Here is a 14,416-nt window from a genome sequence, read left to right on the forward strand (position 1 = left end):
GGAGACCATGACGGGCACGACAGGAGGCACCCCGCCGCTGGCCGGGGTCACGGTGCTGGAGCTGGGCACCATGTACGCCGCGCCGACCGCGGGGCGCATGCTGCGCGACTTCGGCGCCCGGGTGGTCAAGGTCGAGGACCCGCGCACCGGCGACTTCGCGCGCCAGTGGACGCCGCAGCACGAGGGCATGTCCATCGGCTTCGCCCGGCTGAACTCCGGCAAGGAGTCCATCGGCATCGACCTGCGCCGGGACGAGGGACGGGACCTGGTCCGCCGGCTGGCCGCCCGCGTGGACGTCGTCATCGAGTCCTTCCGGCCGGGCCGCTTGGAGGAGTGGGGCCTGGGCTACGACGTGCTCTCGGCCGAGAACCCCGGCCTGGTGCTCACCCGGGTCTCCGGCTTCGGCCAGACCGGGCCCTACCGCGAGCGTCCCGGGTTCGGCACCGTGGCCGAGACGGCCAGCGGCTACGCGTTCGTCAACGGCTGGCCCGAGACGCCGCCGACGTCGCCGCCGTTCGGCTTCGCCGACTCGATCGCCGGGCTGTCCGCGGCCTTCGGGACGACGACCGCGCTGTTCAACCGGACCCGCACCGGCCGGGGGGACGTCGTGGACGTCGCCCTCTACGAGCCGCTCATGTTCATCCTGGGCGACCTGATCCTCAACTACACCGCCACCGGCTTCATCCAGGAGCGGGTGGGCAACGGCTCCGGGTCGGCGTCCCCCCGGGGCATCTACCAGGCCGGCGACGGGCAGTGGCTGTCGATCGCGGCGTCGAACCAGACGATCGCGATGCGGCTGTTCCAGGCGATGGGCCGGGAGGACTTCCGCGACGACCCGAAGTTCGCCACCAACGTCGCGCGGATGGCCAACAACGACGAGCTGCAGGAGCACGTCAAGGCGTGGGTGGCCGCGCGGCCGCGGGCCGAGGTGCTCGCCGACCTCGACGCGCACGAGGTCGTGGCCGCGGCGGTCAACGACGCGCGGGACATCGTCGAGGACCCGCACTTCCGGGAGCGGACCCTCGTCGAGCTCGCCGGCACCGCGCTGGGCACGGTGCTCGTCCCGGGTCCGGTGCTGCACATGGACAGCTACGCGGGGCCGACCTACGACGGGGTGCCGGGCATCGGTGAGCACACCCTGACCGGGCTGACCGGCCTGCTCGGGCTCTCCGCCGCCGAGATCGACGAACTGGGCCGCGCCGACGTCGTCGGGCCGACGCCGGTGCGCGCGGCGTGACCGAGGGCGGGCCGGCCGGCCGGCCCGGGCCGGCCGTCGACCTCACCGGGAAGACCGCCCTGGTCACGGGCGGGAGCCGCGGGCTGGGCCGGGAGATGGTGCTCGGCCTGGCCGCGGCCGGCGCCGACGTGGTCATCGCCAGCCGGGACCTCGACAGCTGCGAGAAGGCCGCGGCCGAGGTGCGCGAGCTGACCGGGCGCCGGGCGCTCCCGGTCGCGGCGCACGTCGGCCGGTGGGACGCCCTCGACGAGCTCGTCGAGACCGCCTACGGGGAGTTCGGCGCGGTCGACGTCCTGGTGAACAACGCCGGGATGTCGCCGCGCTACGACACCGTGGCCGATGTCAGCGAGCTGCTGTTCGACAAGGTGCTCGGGGTCAACCTCAAGGGGCCGTTCCGCCTCGCCGCGCTCGTCGGCACCCGGATGGCCGCCGGGAACGGCGGGTCGATCATCAACGTGTCCAGCACCGGCGCGGTGCGACCGCGGGCCGACATCGTGCCCTACGCCGCAGCCAAGGCCGGGCTCAACGCGGTCACCGTCGGGCTGGCGCACGCGTTCGGGCCGACGGTGCGGGTCAACGCGATCATGTGCGGCACCTTCCTCACCGACGTGAGCGCGGCCTGGGACATGGACGCCTTCGCCCGGCGCGCGGCGACGTTCGCGCTGGGCCGCGGCGGCCGGCCGGACGAGATCGTCGGGACGGCGCTGTACCTGGCCAGCGACTGGTCCTCGTTCACCACCGGTTCGGTTCTCACCGTCGACGGAGGTCAGCCGTGATCATCGACGTCCACTGCCACGCCTGGCCCGACGCCATCGCGGAGAAGGCGCTCGGGCCCCGGGTGCCGCAGCTGCCGCGGGTCGGCGACGGGAAGATCTCGACCCTGCCGGGGGTGCTCGAGTCCTCCGGCGTCGACCGCGGCGTCCTGCTCGGCATCGCCGACACCGCCAAGTACGTCGACGGGGTCAACCGCTTCGTGGCCCGCTCCCGCGGCGGTCGGCTGCTGGGGTTCGGCACCGTGCACCCCGACCTGCCGGTCGAGGAGAACCTGGCGTCGCTGCGCCGCAACGGCATCCCCGGGGTGAAGCTGCACTCGCTCTTCCAGGGCTTCGCCTACGACGACCGGCGGGTGTGGGACCTGCTCGAGGCGTTCGGCTCGGAGATCGCCGTCATCGCCCACGTCGGCGCCGGGGGCGACCAGGCGAGCAACGACCGGGCCACCCCCGGGATGGTCCGCGACATCGTCCGGCAGTTCCCCGACCTGCGGATGGTGGCCTGCCACTTCGGCGGCTACCACCGGCTGGAGGAGGCCGAGGCCGAGCTGCTCGGGGAGGACGTGTACCTGGAGACGTCCTGGCCCCCCACGATGGCCGAGCTGGCCCCGGAACGGGTGCGGGCGATCGTCGACCGGCACGGCGCGGACCGGATCGTCTTCGGCTCGGACTGGCCGATGGCCGACCCGGCGCGGGAGATCGCCGCGATCCGGGCGCTCGGGTACGGCGACGACACCACCGCGGGCATCCTCGGCGGCAACTTCGCCCGGCTCATGGGCATCGCCGAGGGCGAGCCGGCGCCGGGGCCGCTGGTCGCGGAGGAGACCCCGCGTGGCTGACCCCGGGGCCGGCGACAGCGTCCTGGTCGAGCAGCGCGGCGACGCCACCTGGATCACGCTCAACCGGCCGGACCGGCGCAACGCCTACGACCCGGACATGGCCGAGGCGGTGGTGGCGGCGCTCGACGCCAGCACCCGCAGCCGGGCGGTGGTCATCACCGGCGTGCCCGGCAGCTTCTGCGCCGGCGGCGCACTGGGCAACCTCTCGGAGCCCGACGTCACGACGATGCGCGGCCTCTACCGGGCCTCGCTGCGGCTGTTCGACGCGATCCGCACCCACCCCCGGCCGGTGATCGCCGCGGTCAACGGCCCGGCGGCCGGCGGGGGCAACGAGCTGGTCGTCGCCTGCGACCTGGCGATCGCGGGGGAGTCGGCGACCTTCGGCCAGACCGGCCCCCGGGTCGGCAGCGCCCCGGTCACCGGCGCCACCAACGTGCTCGGCGTGCAGATCGGGGAGAAGCGGGCCAAGGAGATGGCCTTCCTGTGCCGGCGCTACACCGCGGCCCAGGCGCTGGAGTTGGGGCTGGTCAACTCCGTCGTCCCCGACGACGAGCTCGTCGGCGCCGTCGACGCGCTGGTCGGGGAGCTGGCCGTGCTGTCCCCGCGCTACCTCGAGATCGCCAAGGTGAGCTCCAACATCTGGTGGAACGCCGCCCGCGACTCGTTCACCACCGGGCTGGGCATGCTGGTCCAGGCCATCGGGAGCCCGGACATGGCCGAGGGCGCGCAGGCCTTCCTGGAGAAGCGCCGTCCCCTCTTCCCCCCGCCGGACGCCTGACCGCGAGGGGCAGAAATGGCCATTTCTGCCCTAGGAGCGGGGGCCGCCGCGGCCGTCACCGGCGATCTTCCGGCTGTCGTGGCTGACCTGCTTCCCGGTCGGCGTCACCTCGAGCACGGCCCGCCGCGGGCTGTCCAGCAGCCGGACGAACGCGGCCGGGTCGTCGGCGGCCATCCGCTCCGCGAACGCCGGGTAGAACCAGTCCTTGGTCGCGCGGTCCTCGCGGACGACGACGGTGCCCTGGACGGCGACCATCCGGCGGCCGGGCAACCCCGTGCCGCGGTTGTCGACGACGATCGTCAGCCGCGGGTCTCCGCGCAGGGACTCCAGGTGGTCGCGACCGCCGACCGCGGTGAGCCAGAACCGGCCGTCCCGGCGCAGGAAGCTCATGACGACCGCGGCCGGCCACCCCTCCCGGGACAGGTAGGCCACGGTGCACTCGGTCTGTGCGGTGAACAGCTCGTCCCGGTCGTCGGCGGCGAGGTGCGTGCCGCGCAGGTCCTCGATGTCCCGGACACCCACCCGCTGGCGGTCGGGCTCGGATCCGGTCACGGCGGCCTCCCGCAAACTCTTGTCATCCTGCGCATGTTCTGACTGGATGGTGGCACAGGTCACGTCCGCCGTCACCGGTGCTGGGGAGGTTCGCATGTCGGGGACCCCGTCGATCGGCACGTGGCTGGCCGAGGCCGCCGGCCGCGCCGGCCCGGACGCGGGCGCGGTCGTGGCCGGGGAGCCGGTGACCTGGCGTGAGCTCGACGCCCGCGCCGACCGGGCGGCCGCCGGCTTCCGCGCCCTGGGGCTGCGGGCCGGCGACCCGGTCTGCGTGCTCATGCGCAGCAGCGTCGCCACCCTCGCGGTCTGGTTCGGCCTCGCCCGGGCCAGGCTGGTCGAGGTGCCGCTCAACCCGGCGAGCGGCAGCACCCTGCTCCGCTATCTGCTCGAGCACTCCGGCGCCGCGGTGGTCGTCTGCGACGCCGAGTTCGAGGGCGCGGTGCGCGCCTGCGCGCCGGAGGGGGTGCGCCGCGTCGTGGTCCACGGCAGCGGGCAGGCCGCCGGGCCGGACCGCACCGACCTCGCCGACGTGCTCGCCGCGACGCCCGAGCCGATGCCGGAGGTCGACCCGACCGCGCCGGCCGTCGTCCTCTACACGTCGGGCACCACCGGGCCGCCGAAGGGCGCCGTCCTCTCCCACCGCGCGAACGTCAACCTCGCCCGGCACACGGTCGGGCTCATGGGCTACACGGCGGCCGACCGGCTCTACAGCGTCTTCCCGCTGTTCCACTCCAACGCCCGCTACTGCAGCGTGATGACCGCCGCCGAGGCCGGGGCGGGGCTCGTGCTCGACCGCACCTTCTCGGCCAGCCGGTTCTGGGACACCTGCCGGGCACACGGCATCACCGCGTTCAACTACCAGGGCGCGATGATGAGCATCCTGCACAAGCAGCCCCCGCGGCCGGACGACGCCGACAACCCGGTGCGGGTGGCCTTCGGCGCGCCCTGCCCGCCGGAGGTGTTCGAGTCCTTCGAGGCGCGCTTCGGCGTCCGGCTCACCGAGATCTACGGCAGCACCGAGGTCTCGATCGTCACCGACATGCCGCCGAGCGTCCGCCGCGTCGGCACCGCGGGGCGCGAGTCGGTCAACTACACGGTCGCGGTCGTCGACGAGCGGGACGACCCGGTGCCGCCCGGCACGCCCGGGGAGATCGTCGTCCGGCCGAAGAAGGCCGGCTGGATGTTCGACGGGTACGCCGGCAACGCCGAGGCGACCGCGGCCAGCTGGCGCAACCTGTGGTTCCACACCGGCGACCGCGGCGTCCTCGACGCCGACGGCTTCCTCACCTTCCTGGACCGGGTGAAGGACACCATCCGGCGCCGCGGGGAGAACGTCTCCTCCTGGGAGGTCGAGCGGGTCGTCTCCGAGCACCCGTCGGTCGGCCAGGTCGCCGCCTACGGCGTGCCGTCCGAGCTGTCGGAGGAGGACGTCGCGATCGCCGTCGTCCCGGCCGACGGCGCCACGGTCGACCCGGCCGACCTCGTCGCGCACTGCCGGGGTGCGCTGACCTCCTTCGCCGTGCCCCGCTACGTGCGCGTGCTCGACGCGCTGCCCCTGACCCCGAGCCAGCGGGTGGAGAAGTACAAGCTGCGCGCCGACGGCGTGCCGCCGGGCACGTTCGACCGGGAGGCGCCCTGATGCAGCGGTTCACCCGCACCGACCCCGAGCCGGGCGTCGCCGTCCTCACCATGAGCCGGCCGGAGAAGCTCAACGCGATGGACCAGCTGTGGTTCCGCGAGCTGCGCGAGCTCATGACCGGCCTCGGAGGAGACGACGGCGTGCGCGCGGTCGTGCTCACCGGGAGCGGGCGGGCCTTCTCCGCGGGCGGGGACATCGACATGTTCGCGGGCCTGGCCGGCGACGTGGCACGGGTCCGCCCGCACCTGCGGCTGGTCTACGACGCGTTCTGCTCGGTGGAGCGGTGCGCCGTCCCGGTGGTCGCCGCGGTCAACGGCCTGGCCTACGGCGGGGGCACCGAGCTCGCGCTGGCCTGCGACGTGGTCCTGGCCGCCGCCTCGGCGCGGTTCGCGTTCAAGGAGCCCACCGTCGGGCTGATGCCGGGCTACGGCGTGGTCCGCGGGCCGGAGGTGATGGGCCGGCACTGGACCCGCTACCTGGCCCTCACCGGCCGCGAGGTGGACGCCGCCCGCGCCGAGCGGGCCGGCCTCGTGCAGGAGGTCCACCCCGACGGTGAGCTGCTCCCGGCGGCGGTCGCGCTGGCCGCCGACATGGCCGCCCGCCCACCGATGGCCGTCCAGGTGGCCAAGGCGTTCGTCAACCGCGACGCCGTGGGCGGCTTCAGCGAGTCGGTCGAGGCCACCGCCCTGCTCTTCGGCACGCCCGAGCACCGGGCCGCCGTCGCCGCCTTCCGCGCCGCCCGCGGCCGGGCGGACACCCACCCCACCGGAGGAGACCCCGCATGAGCAGTGACGCCGACCGCGCCGTCGTCGTGGCCTACCTGGACGCCGTCGGGCGCCTGGACCTGCCCGCGATCGAGGCCACCTTCGACGAGGACGTCGAACTCGTGCTGCCCTACGCGCCGCCCGGCTTCCCCAAGGTCTCCCGCGGCCGCAGCGAGGCGATGGCGGTGTACCCGGAGGGGGTCATGGAGCCCATGCGCTTCGCCGACTACCGGATCGACGCGCTGGAGGGCCGGCCGGGGGAGTGGGTCGCCGAGTACACCAGCGACACCACGGTCATCCCGACCGGCCGCCCGTACCGCAACACCTACATCTCCCGGTTCTCGATCCGGAACGGCCGGATCGTGCGCCTGGCGGAGTTCTTCGACCCGGTGGTGCTCGTCGTCGCCCTCGGCGGCGACGTCTCCATGCCGGCCTGACCACACGTCCGGGGACACGGCCTCGCGCCGTCGGGAGGAGGAGTCCAGGTGACACGTCTGGAGGGCAAGGTCGCGCTGGTGACGGGTGCGGCCCGGGGGCAGGGGAGGGCGCACGCGGTCACCCTGGCGCGCGAGGGGGCGGCGATCATCGCCGTCGACATCGACCGGCAGATCGACACGGTGCCCTACGGCACCGCGCGCGAGGAGGACCTGCGGGCGACGGTGGCCGAGGTGGAGCGGCTGGACCGCCGGATCGTCGCGCGCACCGCCGACGTGCGGTCCGCCGACGCCGTGGCCGCCGTCGTCGTGGAGGGGCTGGACACCTTCGGGCAGATCGACGTCCTGGTGGCCAACGCCGGCATCTTCTCCCAGGCGCCGTTCTGGGAGATGGACGAGCAGACGTGGGACGACGTCATGGACGTCAACCTCAAGGGCGTGTGGCGCACGATGTCGGCGGTCGCTCCGCACATGATCGAGCGCCGGGCCGGCTCGATCGTGCTCACCTCGTCGGTCAACGGGTTCCGCGGCAACGCCGGTGCGGCCCACTACGCGGCCAGCAAGCACGGCGTGCTCGGCCTCATGAAGAGCGCGGCGCTGGAGCTGGGGCCGCACCGGGTCCGGGTCAACGCCGTGTGTCCCGGTCTGATCGACACCCCCATGACCAACTGGCAGGGCATGTACGACCAGATGGTCGGCCACCCCGGTGGGGACCGGGCGGGCTACGACCAGGCGGCGCTGCACTTCGGCGTCCTCGGCGGCCAGGGTGCGCTGCCGCCGGAGACGGTCGCCGAGGCCGCCGCGTGGCTGGCCTCCGACGCCGCCGCCGCGGTCACCGGCCAGGCGATCGTGATCGACGCCGGCCACCTGACGCTGCCCGGGTTCAACCCGGCGCCGGTCCAGGCGTGAGACGCGGGGGCCCGGCGCAGGCCGGGCCCCCGCCGCAGCTCAGATCACCGTCTCCGACTCGTAGGACACCAGCGACGCGCCGGCCATCGCGAAGTTCGCCATGTCGGCGGTGGCCGCCTGGCCCTGGGGGGAGCCCAGGTCGGCCAGCGCGTCCTCCTTCGACGGCCAGTCGAGGACGGCGGTCACGAAGTACTCCGGCCGCGACCCGTCCGGGGTCTCGCAGGTGCCCCAGGTGTAGGACGCCACGTTGGACAGGTTCTTCGCCAGTGGTGCGTGGGTGGTGCGGTAGTGCTCGAGGAAGGCCTGCGGGTCCTCCGGGTGGTGGTAGTTGACGATCACTCGGTACACGGATCTCCTCCTCCTCCGGGGCCTCGGCGCCCCGGTGCTCAAGCCCGGTAGGTGTCCCAGGTGGGGGAGCTCTCCGGGTAGTCCGCGGCCTCGGGCGCGGTCCGCGGCCACCGCATCCGCTCGATCGAGCCGAAACCGGTGGCCATCTGGTCGGCCGGCACCGCGTACATGAACGTCAGCGAGCGCCGGGCGAACAGCCACCGCCCCTCGACGCAGCGGTACTCGTCCTCGTACCGGAAGGAGGCGAGGACCAGCGTGCTCCTCGTGGCCAGCTCGGCGTGGCCGTGCGACCAGCCCGACGCCGTCCCGTCGCCGTGCAACTGCGTGACGCCGGGGTGCGGGGTGTGCAGCATCGTCCGGTAGGTGTCGAAGCTGGCCACGTAGGCGGCGCGGATCCCGGCCGCACCGGTGGCGGCGACGCCGCGGCGCTCGAAGACCCCGTCGGGCGTGTACATCGCCACGACGGCGTCGACGTCGTGGTCGTCGACGGCGCGGGCGTACAGGACGCCGAGGTCGCGGATGGCCTGCAGGTCGGCCTGGGCGCGGACGGCGGCGGCCAGGGCGGTCCAGTCGCCCTCCGGGAGCTCGGCCACGGTGGTGAGATCCGCGGTGACCGCCGGCAGGTCCAGCCTCACGCCGGCACCTCCGCCGGGGCGGGCAGCGTGCGCAGCACCTCGAGCAGGCGCTCCGGGATCGCCGCCTTGCCGCCCTCCGGCGTCCGGCAGACGAAGGTCATCGCGCCGTGGGTGACGACCTCGCCGTCGCGGAGGAAGTCGAAGCCGATGGTGTAGGACGACGTCCCGACCCGGTCGAGGGTGAGTGCGATGGTGAGCTCGTCGAACACCCGGACCATCTGCTCGTAGGTGCACTCGGAGTGCACGCCCATGGTGACGACGCCGAGCTGGTCGACCAGCTCGCCGCTGCGCAGGCCGTGCGAGTACAGCCACAGCGTCTGCGCGCGCTCCATCCACGGGTAGTAGATGGCGAAGTAGGCGATGCCGACGGTGTCGCAGTCGCCGTACGCGAGCCGGAAGGACAGCGGCTGGTAGCTCACGCCAGCACCACCGTCGCGGTCCCGGACAGGACGCTGCCCCCGCTGTCCGCGTCGGCGGCCACGACCTCCAGCACGACGTCGCAGTCGGCCAGCCGTTCGCCGCCCTCGTCCCGGACGCCGGTCACCGTGGCCCGCACCCGCAGGTGGTGCCCGGCGAGCACGTTGCCGAGGAAGCGCACCCGCAGCCGGCGCAGTTTGTCGGGGCCACCGGCCCAGGTGGTCAGGGCGTTCATGACGTAGCCCATGTTCAGCGGGCCCTGGTTGATCGGCCGGTCGCCCATGCCGAGGGCCTGCAGCGTCGCGACGTCCCAGTGGATCGGCGTGGGGTCCGACAGCAGGGCGGCCATCGTCTTCATCTTCTCGGCGCTGACCTCGGGCACCTCGTAGGCCGGGAGTTCGGTGCCGACCTCGACGGTGGCGGCGCTCATGCGTCCCTCCGGGGGAAGACGATCGAGTTCCAGCAGGTGGCGACGTGCGCACCGGCGTCGTCGTGCAGGTCCATCGAGTAGCCCACGACGTCGAAGACGCCGGTGCGCCGGCCGACCTTGCGATCGGCGGAGTCGATGCCACCGCTCACCCGGTAGGTGGCCCCCACCAGCAGCGGCCGGTGCAGCGTCGTCTCGTGCTCGCCGAACACCGGGCCGTCGGCGGCCGAGGCCCCGAACCAGGAGAACAGCTCGTCCCAGGTGATGCCCATGGCGCCGGTCGCGGCCATCCACGCGAACAGCGGGTGGGCGACCTGCGGGTCGCCGTCCCGCAGCGAGGGCGGGTCGGCCAGCACGGTGTCGGCGAGCAGCCAGGCCCGCCACGGGGAGACGGTGTACCGGCCGCCGGGGAACCGGCGGCCCACCTGCTCCTGCAGTGCCGCCTCGTCCGAGGGCACTCACACCCCCCGGTCGCGGTCGGCCCAGTAGGGCTGGCGCAGCTCGCGCTTGAGGATCTTGCCGGTCGGCGCCTTGGGCAGCGCGCCGACGAAGTCGACCGAGCGGGGCTTCTGGTAGCTGGCCAGGTGCTTCTTGGCCTCGTCGATGATCTCCTGCTCGGTCGCCGACGTGCCCGGCTTGAGGACGACGACAGCCTTGACCGACTCGCCCCACTCGTCGTCGGGGACGCCGAACACCGCGCACTCGAGGACGGCGGGGTGCTGGTTGATGGCCTCCTCGACCTGCACCGAGTAGATGTTCTCGCCACCGGAGATGATCATGTCCTTGGCCCGGTCGACGATGAACACGTAGCGGTCCTCGTCCCAGGTGGCCATGTCGCCGGTCCACATCCAGCCGTCGCGGATCGTCTGCGCGGTGAGCTCGGGCTGGTTGAGGTAGCCGATCATGTTCTGCTCGCCGCGGACGACGATCTGGCCGGCGGTGCGGCCGTCCTGCGGCACGTCGCGACCGTGCTCGTCGACGACGCGCAACTGGGCGGTGAAGCCCTCCCGGCCGCACGAGCGCAGCCGCTCGGGGTGGTCCCCGTTCACGGCGCGGATGTGGTCCTCCTGGGACAGGAAGGTCATCCCCGCGCCCTCGGTCTGCCCGTAGCCCTGGATCATCGTGCAGGGGAAGTTGTCCATCGCCGCCCGGACCACGGAGGAGGGCATCGGGCCGCCGCCGTACTGGAAGTTCCGCAGGCTGGACAGGTCGTAACTGGCGAAGTTCGGGACCGCCATCATCCAGTTGATCATCGTGGTGATGCCGAGGAAGGCCGAGACCTTCTCCTCCTGGATGACCTCGAGCGCCTGCTGGGCCTCGAAGTTGACCAGCACGAGCGGGCAGCCGTGCCGGTTGTAGTTCATCGCCAGCACGATCGGGATGTGGTACATCTGCCCGGTCAGCATGTAGACGTCGCTGGGCACGATCCGCTCGGCCACGGTCTGCGCGAGCATCATCGCCCCCGCGCTGCGGTGGGTGTGCTGGGCGCCCTTGCTCTTCCCCGTGGTGCCGCCGGTGTAGAGGATGAAGAACGGGTCGTCGTCGCCGACCGAGGCCGACCAGATCGGCTCCTCGTCACTGGCCGCCTCGACGAACCGGGCGAAGCTGCCGTTGCTCTTGTCGCCGAACTCCAGCCAGTGCGAGATGTCGACGTCGCGCTGCAGCTGCTCGATCGTGTCGGACCACTCGTCGGCGCTGATCACGACCTTGGGCAGGGCGTCGCGGACGATGCTGGCCAGCTCCTGGCCGGCCAGCCGCCAGTTCAGCGGCTGCAGGACCAGGCCCGCCCGGCCGGCGGCGAAGTAGAGCGCCATGTACTCGGCGCAGTTGCGGGAGAGGACGGCGAACCGGTCGCCCTTCTCCAGGCCGAGCCCGCGAAGGCCGTTGGCCAGGCGACGGACGAGGCCGTCGAACTCGGTCCAGTTCATCCGCCGGCTGTTGGGTACGTCGACGATCGCCTCGCCGCGCGGCGTCAGCGCCGCCCACTTCGCCGGGATCAGGCCCTGGTTCACCGGTGTCCTCCTCGCTCGCGATGGTCGCTCAGTACGGCAGGTCGAGCTCGATGTGCCGCTTGGTGAAGCGCCAGGCGCCGTCGGCCTCGCGGTGCAGCTCGTCGTCGTAGCGGGCGGTGGAGAGCAGGGTGGCCGTGCCGTCCTTGACCGAGATGAGGGTCAGGTAGGAGCTGACCACGGCGCTGTCCTCGGTCTCCTTGCGGATGGCCATGTTGGTGGTGACGTGCCGGCGCTGGTCGGTCTGGCTGGCCAGGCTGTCGGTCATCAGCTTCATGACCGCCTCCTTGCCCTCGAACGGGCCGATGAGGTCGCCGCCGGCGATGCGCATGGTCAGGACGGCGTTGTCGCAGAACGTGTCCGCCATCTCCGTCATGTCGTTGTCGTCGTAGGCGATGGAGTACCGGTTGAGCACGTTCTCGATGGCACCGCGAGCGGACATGGCGGATCTCCTGATCAGAGGCCGACGGCGGCGTCGGCGGGGATGGGAGTGTGACCGGGGTTACCCTATGCATGGTTCGCCTGTTTGCCTAGGGGTCGATGATCGACCTCGGCCGCGTGTCGACCTGGGCCGGTCGGGCGGCGGACCTCAGGTGGCGGGGATGTCGAACTCCACGAGCAGGCTGGGGACGCTGCGGGTGTAGAGGCCGGCCTCCTGCGGGGTGAAGCCGGGCTGGTAGCGCAGGTTCGGCAGCCGGTCCAGGACCAGGTTCAGCGCCACGGTCATCTCCTCGCGCGCCAGCAGCGACCCCACGCAGAAGTGCCGGCCGAGGATGAACTGCACGTGGTTGGCCGCGCCGCTGAAGGCCTTCGCGACGTCGAGGTCGGGTCGGTGGATGTCGAAGACGTCGGGGTTCGCGAAGTGCCGCTCGTCCCGGTTGGCGGCGGCCAGCATGAGGATGCAGGTGGCGCCGGCGGGGAGCGTGGTGTCCTCGATCCGGACCTCGGCCTCGGTCTGGCGCATGATCATGTGCACCGGCCCGGTGAAGCGGAGCGTCTCGGCGATGACGGCGTCCACCAGTGACCGGTCGGCCCGCACCTCGGCCATCTGGTCGGGGTTGTCCAGGAGGTTGCGCACCATGCTGGCGATGGCCTTGTCCGTCGTCTCGCCGCCGGCGACCAGCAGCAGGCTGACGAACGCCTTGATCTCCTCGTCGGTCATCTGCTCGCCGTCCACCTCGGCCCGGCAGAGGCGGGAGAGCAGGTCCTCGCCGTCCCCGCCGCGGCGCTCGCGGATGATCGGCAACATGTAGTCCCGCAGCTCCTCGCGGGTCTGGTCGGCCTGCGCGGTGATCGCCGGGTCGCCCGCCAGGTTGTTCAGGTGGGCCATGATCGAGTGGTACCAGCGGTGGAACCGCTCGTGGTCGCTCTTGGGCAGGCCGAGCATGTCGACCATGACGTTGATCGGGAACCACGTCGTGAAGTCGGCGACGAGGTCGGCCCGGCCCCGGCCGGCGGCGATGCCGTCGATGAGGTCCCCGGCGGCCCGCTCGACGGTCGAGCCGATGAGCTGCGCGGCGTTCTGCGTGATGACCGGCAGGAAGGCCTCGAGGCCCTTGCCGCGGAAGAAGGGGTTGAGCAGCGACCGGTGGGTGGCGTGCTCCTTGCCCTCCATCTGCAGGATCGTCCGGCCGTGGATGGGCTCGAGCTGCCAGTCGTAGTTGCGGCTGGAGAACGCCGGGTCGCGGAACGCGTGCGCGACGTCGGCGTACCGGCTGATCAGCCAGCTCTGGGTGGCCTCGTGGTAGGTGGCCGGGTGGTGGTCGCGGAGCACCCGGTGGAACGGATACGGGTCGGCGACGAACTCGGGGGACAGGATGTCCGGCGCCGAAGGGACCACGGTGGGCTGGCTCATGGAAGCGCTCCCGGGGGTAGGCGGCTCTGCCTAACCATGCTCACGTTACGCAGAGAGTGGTCCAGATCACAACGGGCCGACTTGTCGGCTCGTCGGCACGTCGACGTGTCGACAGGTCGTCTCGTGGGGTCGGTCCGGCGTCAGAACGGTGGCGGGTCGTCGGCGGGGTCGGCCGTGGGCGGGGTCTCGGCCGTGGTCGGCGGGTCCGGTGGTCGGCGGTCCAGGCCCGGTGGTCGGGTGCTGCGGGTGACCCCCGACGGTGTGGTGACGTGCAGGGTGCCGTCGGCGTCCATGACGAACCGCCAGCCGCGGGCGTGGGTCTTGAGCCGGTGGTGGCTGCGGCACAGGCAGCACAGATTGGCGCAGTCGGTCTTCCCGCCGCAGGCGTGCGGGATCACGTGGTCCAGATCGGCCCAGCCGGCCCGCTGCCCGCAGTGGGGAAACCGGCACGTTCGGTCCCGGGTCGTGACGAAGGCGCGCTGCGCCGCGGTCGGCGGGTAGCCGTCCGTCGCCCGGGGGCGGTCCAGCACCGGGCACGGGCACTGTTCGTCGCGGTGTTCCGGGCAGCCGCGGCGGGCCAGCCCGGCCAGCGCCGCCGCGGTCGCGGTGGCGCGCAGCGCCCCGTCGGGGTCGGTGAGCGCCAGGGTCAGCGATCCGCCGGCGGGCGCGCGCAGCCCCAGCGCGCCCAGCCGCGCCACCAGTTCGCGCAGGTGGGCGGCGGTGATCGGCAGCCCGCTCACGGGCGTGTCAGGTCTGCTGTGTAAGTGCGTGACTCCGAAGCTGAGCCCTCATGGCTCGGAGAG

The 14,416-nt window shown here is 72.7% G+C and carries 18 protein-coding genes; 8 read left to right on the forward strand and 10 right to left on the reverse strand.

The window, feature by feature from the left end; genetic code table 11:
- Nucleotides 1-7 precede the first annotated feature (7 nt).
- The 4 genes from MY526_RS07855 to MY526_RS07870 are packed head-to-tail and all read left to right on the forward strand — an operon-like array spanning nucleotide 8 to nucleotide 3,624.
- Complete coding sequence (locus tag MY526_RS07855) at nucleotides 8-1,237, forward strand: CaiB/BaiF CoA transferase family protein (protein ID WP_436690877.1); 1,230 nt, start codon at nucleotides 8-10, stop codon at nucleotides 1,235-1,237.
- Complete coding sequence (locus MY526_RS07860; RefSeq protein ID WP_436690878.1) at nucleotides 1,234-2,013, forward strand: SDR family NAD(P)-dependent oxidoreductase; 780 nt, start codon at nucleotides 1,234-1,236, stop codon at nucleotides 2,011-2,013. The genes MY526_RS07855 and MY526_RS07860 overlap by 4 nt, the downstream gene beginning before the upstream one ends.
- Nucleotides 2,010-2,846: an amidohydrolase family protein gene (locus MY526_RS07865; RefSeq protein ID WP_436690880.1), complete on the forward strand. Its 837-nt coding sequence runs from the start codon at nucleotides 2,010-2,012 to the stop codon at nucleotides 2,844-2,846. Before MY526_RS07860 ends, MY526_RS07865 begins: the two co-directional genes overlap by 4 nt.
- Nucleotides 2,839-3,624: an enoyl-CoA hydratase/isomerase family protein gene (locus tag MY526_RS07870; protein WP_436690882.1), complete on the forward strand. Its 786-nt coding sequence runs from the start codon at nucleotides 2,839-2,841 to the stop codon at nucleotides 3,622-3,624. Before MY526_RS07865 ends, MY526_RS07870 begins: the two co-directional genes overlap by 8 nt.
- A gap of 30 nt (nucleotides 3,625-3,654) precedes the next feature.
- Here the strand turns inward: MY526_RS07870 and MY526_RS07875 are convergent, their stop codons facing one another.
- Complete coding sequence (locus tag MY526_RS07875) at nucleotides 3,655-4,176, reverse strand: pyridoxamine 5'-phosphate oxidase family protein (protein ID WP_436703618.1); 522 nt, start codon at nucleotides 4,174-4,176, stop codon at nucleotides 3,655-3,657.
- Between the two features lie 94 nt (nucleotides 4,177-4,270).
- Here MY526_RS07875 and MY526_RS07880 point away from each other — a divergent pair, with 94 nt between their 5' ends.
- Genes MY526_RS07880 through MY526_RS07895 form a run of 4 tightly spaced genes read left to right on the forward strand, consistent with a single transcriptional unit; the run spans nucleotide 4,271 to nucleotide 7,922 of the window.
- Entirely contained in the window at nucleotides 4,271-5,815 is a 1,545-nt protein-coding gene (locus tag MY526_RS07880; RefSeq protein ID WP_436703619.1) for an AMP-binding protein, read from the forward strand.
- A complete protein-coding gene (locus MY526_RS07885) occupies nucleotides 5,815-6,600 on the forward strand; it encodes an enoyl-CoA hydratase/isomerase family protein (RefSeq protein ID WP_436703620.1) in 786 nt (261 codons plus the stop codon). The genes MY526_RS07880 and MY526_RS07885 overlap by 1 nt, the downstream gene beginning before the upstream one ends.
- Complete coding sequence (locus MY526_RS07890; RefSeq protein ID WP_436690890.1) at nucleotides 6,597-7,016, forward strand: nuclear transport factor 2 family protein; 420 nt, start codon at nucleotides 6,597-6,599, stop codon at nucleotides 7,014-7,016. Before MY526_RS07885 ends, MY526_RS07890 begins: the two co-directional genes overlap by 4 nt.
- 48 nt (nucleotides 7,017-7,064) lie before the next feature.
- Nucleotides 7,065-7,922 carry a mycofactocin-coupled SDR family oxidoreductase gene (locus tag MY526_RS07895; protein ID WP_436690892.1) on the forward strand — a complete coding sequence of 286 codons (858 nt, stop codon included), beginning with the start codon at nucleotides 7,065-7,067 and terminating at the stop codon, nucleotides 7,920-7,922.
- Nucleotides 7,923-7,961: 39 nt separating this feature from the next.
- Here MY526_RS07895 and MY526_RS07900 read toward each other — a convergent pair whose 3' ends face one another.
- The 9 genes from MY526_RS07900 to MY526_RS07940 all read right to left on the reverse strand — a co-directional run bounded on the left by MY526_RS07900 (nucleotide 7,962) and on the right by MY526_RS07940 (nucleotide 14,353).
- Nucleotides 7,962-8,270, reverse strand: a complete 309-nt coding sequence (locus tag MY526_RS07900) for an EthD family reductase (RefSeq protein WP_436690893.1) — start codon at nucleotides 8,268-8,270, stop codon at nucleotides 7,962-7,964.
- A gap of 38 nt (nucleotides 8,271-8,308) precedes the next feature.
- Nucleotides 8,309-8,905 carry a nuclear transport factor 2 family protein gene (locus tag MY526_RS07905; protein ID WP_436690895.1) on the reverse strand — a complete coding sequence of 199 codons (597 nt, stop codon included), beginning with the start codon at nucleotides 8,903-8,905 and terminating at the stop codon, nucleotides 8,309-8,311.
- On the reverse strand, nucleotides 8,902-9,324 hold the full coding sequence (locus MY526_RS07910; protein WP_436690897.1) for an acyl-CoA thioesterase: 423 nt from the start codon (nucleotides 9,322-9,324) through the stop codon (nucleotides 8,902-8,904). The genes MY526_RS07905 and MY526_RS07910 overlap by 4 nt, the downstream gene beginning before the upstream one ends.
- Nucleotides 9,321-9,752 (reverse strand): MaoC family dehydratase, encoded by a 432-nt coding sequence (locus tag MY526_RS07915; RefSeq protein ID WP_436690899.1) that lies wholly within the window; start codon nucleotides 9,750-9,752, stop codon nucleotides 9,321-9,323. The genes MY526_RS07910 and MY526_RS07915 overlap by 4 nt, the downstream gene beginning before the upstream one ends.
- A complete protein-coding gene (locus MY526_RS07920; protein WP_436690901.1) occupies nucleotides 9,749-10,207 on the reverse strand; it encodes a hypothetical protein in 459 nt (152 codons plus the stop codon). The genes MY526_RS07915 and MY526_RS07920 overlap by 4 nt, the downstream gene beginning before the upstream one ends.
- Nucleotides 10,208-11,761: an AMP-binding protein gene (locus MY526_RS07925; protein WP_436690903.1), complete on the reverse strand. Its 1,554-nt coding sequence runs from the start codon at nucleotides 11,759-11,761 to the stop codon at nucleotides 10,208-10,210.
- 28 nt (nucleotides 11,762-11,789) lie between these two features.
- Nucleotides 11,790-12,200, reverse strand: coding sequence for a nuclear transport factor 2 family protein (locus tag MY526_RS07930; RefSeq protein WP_436690905.1), 411 nt, complete (start codon nucleotides 12,198-12,200; stop codon nucleotides 11,790-11,792).
- 147 nt (nucleotides 12,201-12,347) lie between these two features.
- On the reverse strand, nucleotides 12,348-13,613 hold the full coding sequence (locus tag MY526_RS07935) for a cytochrome P450 (protein WP_436703621.1): 1,266 nt from the start codon (nucleotides 13,611-13,613) through the stop codon (nucleotides 12,348-12,350).
- Between the two features lie 140 nt (nucleotides 13,614-13,753).
- A complete protein-coding gene (locus MY526_RS07940) occupies nucleotides 13,754-14,353 on the reverse strand; it encodes an HNH endonuclease signature motif containing protein (protein WP_436703622.1) in 600 nt (199 codons plus the stop codon).
- Between the last annotated feature and the right edge of the window lie 63 nt (nucleotides 14,354-14,416).

The sequence above is a fragment of the Geodermatophilus sp. CPCC 205761 genome (assembly GCF_051383655.1).
GTDB lineage: Bacteria > Actinomycetota > Actinomycetes > Mycobacteriales > Geodermatophilaceae > Geodermatophilus.